The organism is Psychrilyobacter sp., assembly GCF_037132775.1.
GTDB lineage: Bacteria > Fusobacteriota > Fusobacteriia > Fusobacteriales > Fusobacteriaceae > Psychrilyobacter.
Window position 1 is genome coordinate 1 of record NZ_JBAHZY010000068.1, and the last position, 7,177, is coordinate 7,177.

Below are 7,177 nucleotides of genomic sequence, written 5' to 3' on the forward strand. Positions count from 1 at the left end.
TATTAAAATCTTCAAGAGCCCCTTCATAATCCCCTAGTTTTTCTTTTGCAAAACCTCTATTATAGTATGTTCTTGTTCTGTCACAAAATACCTCAAGATAAATCTTTAAAAAAATTTGGGCAAATTCTTTAATTTTATCAAACATGATATTTTCCTCCTTTTAATTTCTGACAATATTAACCTCACTATAATAAATACATAATATATACACCGATTATTTAAGTTAAATGTAGAGTGAATTTCTCCTACTTCATAAATTAAATCTGTATTAGCAGACAAGTTTGTGGATAATAATCACCTAAAGTCTGTTACACTCGGTTTAAAACAGAATAAAGGCCTGAAAAGTTTGCTCTTAGGTTGCCTCATTTTCTCACTTTCTTGAAATATTGTTTAAATAAGGTGAGAGCTTTAAAAAAATATTGCTAAATTGATTTATAGTTATTGACACTAAAATTGTTTTCGTCTCCAGATGATATTAAATTAAACTTCCTTAAACAAGTCCCTAAGTTCTTCGTGAGGGTTCCCAAACATTTCTGTCATAGTAGCATCAGATAGTTGGTGGTGGAAATATTTTTTCACCATCCATGAGTGTAATGGGTGAAACTCGATGTCTTCTTTTCTAAATTTATATTTTTTATCTTTATTGTACACATTAATCCTATTATTATTTTCATTTTACCCGCCTCCTTTTATTCTTTTAAGATTATCAACTACTATTTAAGTATACTTTAAAATAATAATAAAATCAATTTTTCAGGTCTATATTTACTTTTTCAAATTTAAAGTTTTAATGCTCTCTAATTTCGTTTCTAAGCTATTTCAGATTTTAATCATGTTAGACCTAACATGAAATGGATTATAGTCTTAAAAATCATAGTTACACAACTAAAAAAGGACAAATAGATTTAGTTTATCTAATTGCTCTTTTTAGGATATTGGATATAAATGTTACAAAAGAAATGTTATGGTACTTTCACTCAATAAGTTGGTAAAATATTTTATATAAATTACATAATGATGTATTTAATGACTTATATCTTAATTTTATAAGTATATTATCTAATTAACAAAAGTGCAAATTGTTAATTAGATAATATACTTATAAAATTAAGATAATAAAAAAAGGGTTCTGTTGCAACAATTATTCTAACCATAAAGTTTCTTGATTTAATCTGTTTCTAAGCATTAATTCCAAATAAGTTATTTATAAAAATTGTTGCACCAGAACCATAAAAGGTAATGTAAATATATATTTTGAAATGTCAGATGATGTGAGATTCACATTATTCTTCAGAATAGATGAGTACTTCCTCATCAAATTTACCAGGGTTAAAAGGGGTATTATTAGTTGATAGATGTGAACGTATTACTCGTATAGGACGAGCCTTTGCTTTCTTTGCTTGACTAATGTCCGAATCAGCATCCCCATAATAAATATCTACACCTTTATCGTTCATAACTTTTGTTTTAGATGTCCCAGAGGTAAAAATAACCTCAGGCTGGGAAACCCCAAAACTTTGTGCCAAGACTTGGGACACAATTGATTTATCAGAGCTATTTCTAGCTGTGATAAATACTATTTTATCTCCTCTTGTATAATGCATCTTAACCAATTCCCCTCCTGATTTTTTTGGAAGACTAAACTTATCAAATTTCCCATTCATATCATTCCAGAACTTCTGTGATTGCAATGGATCACCCCCATAAAGGTTTGTCCCGCCAGGGCCATCCTGATTTTCAAGTCCATAATTAAAGCCCGGGCTAGAAAAAAGTACTGTGTCATCAATATCAAATCCTACAACAATTGAACTTGTAGGAAGGCTTAATCCAATTTCATTCACAGTTACATATCTAAGGTTTTGGATATCTTCCCTGTTGGTTCTAATCAGTGTCTTTGATGTACAAGCTGTTATCCATAAAAGCAAAGTCAGTGTAAGAGCAATTTTCAAATATTTTTTCATGCTGATCCTCCTTTTAACAAATAAAACTATTATTAAAGGTATAAAATCTAACCAATAATTCCATTAATAACTCGTGCCATAGGACGCCCTTCTTCCATTTCCCACTGCACTCCATAAGGATCTATCCAATAGAAATAGGTTTGTGGATCAGGATTGAGTTTCTCAGGTCGTGTTTTTGATAGCATAGTTACACCCTCTTGATCTTTCAACCAATCATATACCTGTAAAATATTATTTACTTCCAGTGCAATATGACGAATACCACCTACATCATTAGTTTTATGGTAAGTTATTTCTTGCTCACCTTTCGGATAAACATAATACATTAATTCAATATGGAATTGAGCATTAGGATGAACTAAGAAACGAACCATCACTTTCCCTTTCCCATCTTCAAATCCCGCATCTCTTGCAAAATGAGCACAAGCTTCCTTAGATAGCCAAACGCTCCAGGAATCTCTAAAGCCAAGAGTATTTCGGTAAAATTTTGTTGCTTCATCCATCATCTTCATATCAGCCATTATAATATTCAAATGAGAGAAACCTAAGACAAAGTTTTGAGGATCCATATGGTGCGTTTTATACGAGCTAGGATGTGCTACCCCTCTTGGTATCGTATATTCTAAGACATCTTTTGCCAAAGCTTCTTTAGCTTCTAACCCTTGATATAACTCAACAATATGCAAAGCCATCGCAATACCACAATGAACCCCTCCTGAAGTCATAAATTTCGAACTCAAATCATGAATATAGTTTTCTCCATTTCGAGTATCAAAGACATTCAAGTTTAAATTATATTTATCACTCATCTGCTTTAATTCATTGAAACGTGCATGGTGTGTAGTAACATTCATATTTTTTAGCTGTTTACTTAAAGCTAGTAGCAAAACTCCAGAACAAGTTCCTGCAACATAATCCGCAGTATCCGAAACTTTAGTAATCCACTTAATCAAAGCTGGATTTTTTTCTTCTTGTTTAACTAATTCATCGATTCCCTCTCCACCTACAACATATAAAATATCTATATGAGGATGGTGATCTATTGTATGATTTGGCGTAATATCAAAAAAACTTCCAGTTCCTTTTTTAGGTGGAACTCCTGCATTACAAAGCTTAGGGTCTTTATCAGTTGCAATTAAGAAGGTATTAAATACTGGTGTGTTATCAGCATTTCGCGCAGCACCAAACACTTCAAATGCTCCTGCAAAATCTTGAATTTCAATCTGGTTGAAAATTAAAATACCTATATTTTTTTTGATATTTTCTGTAACTAGAGGCTTTAATGGAGAATTTATGGCATTCTTAAAAGCTTTTTTAAATTCAACTGTAGAAATGGAAACGACCACTTCCATCTCAGGTACGGAAGTATCAAGGGTCTTATAGGTTTGTCCACAAGTATTATCTTCAAAAAATTCTTCAGTCTTAACAGCAATTCGTTCTGATATGACCATTGATTTTCGTAAATCATTAGTCATTTCAATAGCAGCCAATGGATCAAATATAGGTAGAGGAATATCTTCTTTAGCTGGACCTTTGACTTTTTCTAAAATCAATTGCTTAGCAAATTTTGCGACATTATCTTTTGCAGTAATTAAATTATAATATGTTTCATCCAAAATAGCGTAATCACAGACATCTAATGGGACTAACTTGATCGGTATTTCTGAATTAAAGACATTCTCTGCTGCTTGTGGGTCTAAAAAGATATTCCATTCTGCATAAGTATTAGTAGAATATTCAGGACCTTGATTCCATTCTGCTTTAGAATTATTTAAAGCTGCGATATTGCCATCAACATTAACTGCTCCTCCCATAACTACAATACGTTCGATATTTTTGACTTCTGGTTTAGGATCAAGCTTCAGCAAATGATCTATATTTGTTAAACCACCTAATGAAAGAATTGTGATTTGATTTTCTTCCTCAGCTAAACTATCTTTAATAAATTCCCAAGCTTTACGTTTATCCACAGTTCCTTTAGGTTCAGGAAGAAGATTTTTCAAACCACAGGCTTCATCCATCATATCTCTAAATGTATTCGGAAACTGGTGATTGTACTGACTTGGTTTAGATGCTCCTGCACAGACAGTTACATCCGGTTGATTTCCAAGTGTTAAAAGACGGAGTGCTAAATCAACTCCTTGATCCAAATGTGTCTCACCACATCCAGTAACTGTAATACCTAAGATATGGTAATTCGGATTTTTTAACAGTAATAATATTGCTAAAACATCATCCCAACCCATATCGGTGTCGATAATTAAATTTTTTGTCAACCCAATTTTATTCATTGATATCCTCCTTTGTATTTTTTTTTATAAATATTTCATATTTCCTCCTTTTTAATATTAGAATTTAATAATTATACGTCGAGAAAAAATAAAATTAGTTATAAATTTACAAACGTATACCATTACATACAATGTTTCTAAAAAAATAATTAAATAATTTCCTTTATATAATTATGTATATATACTAATATAAGGAAATTCCTTCCATAATTAATAAAATATTTTAATTAAAATATAAACACTTATGTGAAAGTTCCGTAATATGTGCTTTTATTAATTTTGTTTGCGATAGGAGATTCAAAACTTAATATATCCAAGAACCTTTTTTAATTTTAAAAAACTTGTATTCCCTACTTAACAAAAGTGCATTTTGTTAAGTAGGAAACCTATTAGAAATAAGCTTTTAAAATGATTTTAGATATTATTCTATAACACAATATTTTTGTTAATTAGAAAATCTAATGAAATAGGGGAAGTAGTACCACAAACAAAAGATGACGTTTTATATTATCCCTAAGGTAAAAGTATATTGATTAGGTTTAGGCTAGGAATGAAAAAAGATATGGATCTATAAATCAAGCTGCTAAAAAAATGATAAGTTTTTGATAGTATAGAAAATAGATCTTTAATTATTGGTGTTAGTATAAATATTGGACAATCATGTTTTCGTTTGACTATGATAAAATCATATAGAAAAGTGGAGGTCTAGTATGGCAACTGTAAAAGTTACTCTAAAGAAAGAACAGTGTGTAGAAGGAGAGATTATTGGTCTAGAAAGTAATTGTTTTTGGTCAGTAGAAAACAGAATTTTTAATGTGATTTGTAAAGAAGATATTTTTGATAAATATAAAACAAAATTTTTTTTTCTAGCTAAAAAATATAAATGTAAAAAGATATCTTTAAATTTTGAAACGAAAACCTTCACAAGACACTCTAAAAAAGAATTATTAATAAATAGAATCAGAGAACCATTGATGTTAAAAACAAAGAACAAAAAAACTAAATCTTGGGGATTATAATTATTAAAGGCTTCGCTCCGTTTTTCACCATTCATATATTTAGCCTAATAAAATCAAGAGATAACCTTAAATTAAAGCTATCTCTTTTTTATTTTCTTTAAATGGTCTATAAAATTATAATAAGTTAGACTCTTGAAATTAGTAAAAAAATGGTCTAAATACTCCTAAATTTATTTTGTTTTGACCAAAGTATAGGTTATTTAAATGGTTTTAGACTGTTTGGTGACTTTTTTCGATAAAACGACACTAGGCCTCTATTACTACTATTTTTATTACTTAACAGTAAAGATGATGAGAAGAAGAGTGCTTCCATTAATATTTAAGAACCTGATTTACTCTAAATTTTGGGGAAACCAGAGAAACGTATTTAAAGTCTTGATTAATCATTTTCACCTATTTTCAGATTTAATATAGTTCCCTAATAATGCCCAAATAGATTAAGCTACTGACATATGTGACATTAGTCCAAGTGATAGATCCTGCAAACTAATTGATAATAACCAAATAAAAATAAACAAAATTATATATACTATCATCATTAAGAAAACTTGTTTTGTAAAGTTAAATGATTTCACATTTAGAGATTTTTGTCTGTAGTAGGAGTAAGATAATAATGAAATTCCATAAAATATAATATATATTACAGCGGTTAAAATATTTTTTGCAGAGGAAAAAATAATTGAAAAATATAGAGTACTGTAATTATAAGAAAGCCATCCTGATTTCACAACTCCCCCCGCTACGAATGGAAGAATTACATGTATTATCACAATATATTGCAATGTCCAAATAAAATGATTACCTATACTCATATCTTTTTTTTGGTAGCAAAGTATTAAGTCAATTAATATGATAACGACACAAATAGGAATTATCATTTGTGAAAAAATTATATAGTTATTATAAATAGATTTAAAACCTATATTAAATGGAGCATAATTCTCATATATTATTATACTGTGACCAATTATTGAATTTGGGATTCTAATAATATTAAATATGAATAATAACCATATAGTAGAATTAATTTCTTTAAGTTTTATGACTTTTTGATTATGCACAATAAACACCTCTTTTTTAGTAAATTGATCTACTAGTTTTCTAAAATCATCAATCTGAATTGACGGAATATTTTTTTAAAAGTAATCCCTCAAAAGCACATGCCGTTATTACTCCAATTGTATAGGCCAGCAAATCACTCCATAAAAACCCTTTTCCTAAAATTAAGTGACCTATCAGTGTATTCCTTATATTATTTATCCAAGGATCCTGATATAATTGACTTATTTCTACCATATAGCAGATTAAAAGGTTCTGGTGCAACAATTATGAAAAAGTATAAAATCCCTATAAGATTTTTTATTTAATCTACAATTCCAAACAACTCATTTATAAATTTATATTCTAAAAGGGCATTTCGATCTAATCCATCGACTTGCCCTTTCCTTATCATATTCATTATTTCAATTCCAGACAATATACGCTTAGCTGTATTAAAGTGTTTAAATCCTAAGGTATGTTTTACTATTCGCTTAATAAAGCGATGATCTTGCTCAATAATATTATTCAAATATTTGTTTTGGCGTATCTCCAAGTTTCCCAAAACATCAGAGTTTTCTTGCTTCAAGCTGTTGATTGCAGAAAGGTTGGCTCCACTCTTATCTATCGTGATCACTCTAGGAGTAACATTGTTTTTAGATTTTAATGCCTTGTTAAAAAACCTTTTAGCAGTTTTTTTATCTCGCTTTGAAGTTAATAGAAAGTCTATAATGGTCGTATAAATTCATACAAAGAGTGTTTAACCTTAAGCAAAAAAATAGGGTATAATTTAAGAAAACAATATGGGGGATTTTGATTATGAATACATGAAAAACTTACTCTTCTAAGTTCAAATTTAAGATCGTTT

General features: G+C 29.4%; 4 protein-coding genes. 1 reads left to right on the forward strand and 3 read right to left on the reverse strand.

Translation table 11 applies throughout. The annotated features are described in order from the left end of the window. Nucleotides 1-1,283: 1,283 nt before the first annotated feature. Nucleotides 1,284-1,961: an HAD family acid phosphatase gene (locus V5784_RS04635; RefSeq protein ID WP_336887879.1), complete on the reverse strand. Its 678-nt coding sequence runs from the start codon at nucleotides 1,959-1,961 to the stop codon at nucleotides 1,284-1,286. Nucleotides 1,962-2,008: 47 nt separating this feature from the next. Further along, nucleotides 2,009-4,252, reverse strand: coding sequence for a nucleoside hydrolase (locus V5784_RS04640; RefSeq protein WP_336887880.1), 2,244 nt, complete (start codon nucleotides 4,250-4,252; stop codon nucleotides 2,009-2,011). 710 nt (nucleotides 4,253-4,962) lie between these two features. On the opposite strand from V5784_RS04640, the gene V5784_RS04645 reads away from it, so the two are divergent. Further along, nucleotides 4,963-5,271 carry a hypothetical protein gene (locus V5784_RS04645; RefSeq protein ID WP_336887881.1) on the forward strand — a complete coding sequence of 103 codons (309 nt, stop codon included), beginning with the start codon at nucleotides 4,963-4,965 and terminating at the stop codon, nucleotides 5,269-5,271. 1,363 nt (nucleotides 5,272-6,634) lie between these two features. Here the strand turns inward: V5784_RS04645 and V5784_RS04650 are convergent. Further along, entirely contained in the window at nucleotides 6,635-7,054 is a 420-nt protein-coding gene (locus tag V5784_RS04650; RefSeq protein ID WP_336887882.1) for a DDE-type integrase/transposase/recombinase, read from the reverse strand. Nucleotides 7,055-7,177 lie beyond the last annotated feature (123 nt).

Excerpts from the sequence above, each read along its gene's own strand:
- V5784_RS04645 (WP_336887881.1), top strand. The coding sequence starts at position 4,963 with ATGGCAACTGTAAAAGTTACTCTAAAGAAAGAACAGTGTGTAGAAGGA.
- V5784_RS04640 (WP_336887880.1), bottom strand. The coding sequence starts at position 4,252 with ATGAATAAAATTGGGTTGACAAAAAATTTAATTATCGACACCGATATG.
- V5784_RS04635 (WP_336887879.1), bottom strand. The coding sequence starts at position 1,961 with ATGAAAAAATATTTGAAAATTGCTCTTACACTGACTTTGCTTTTATGG.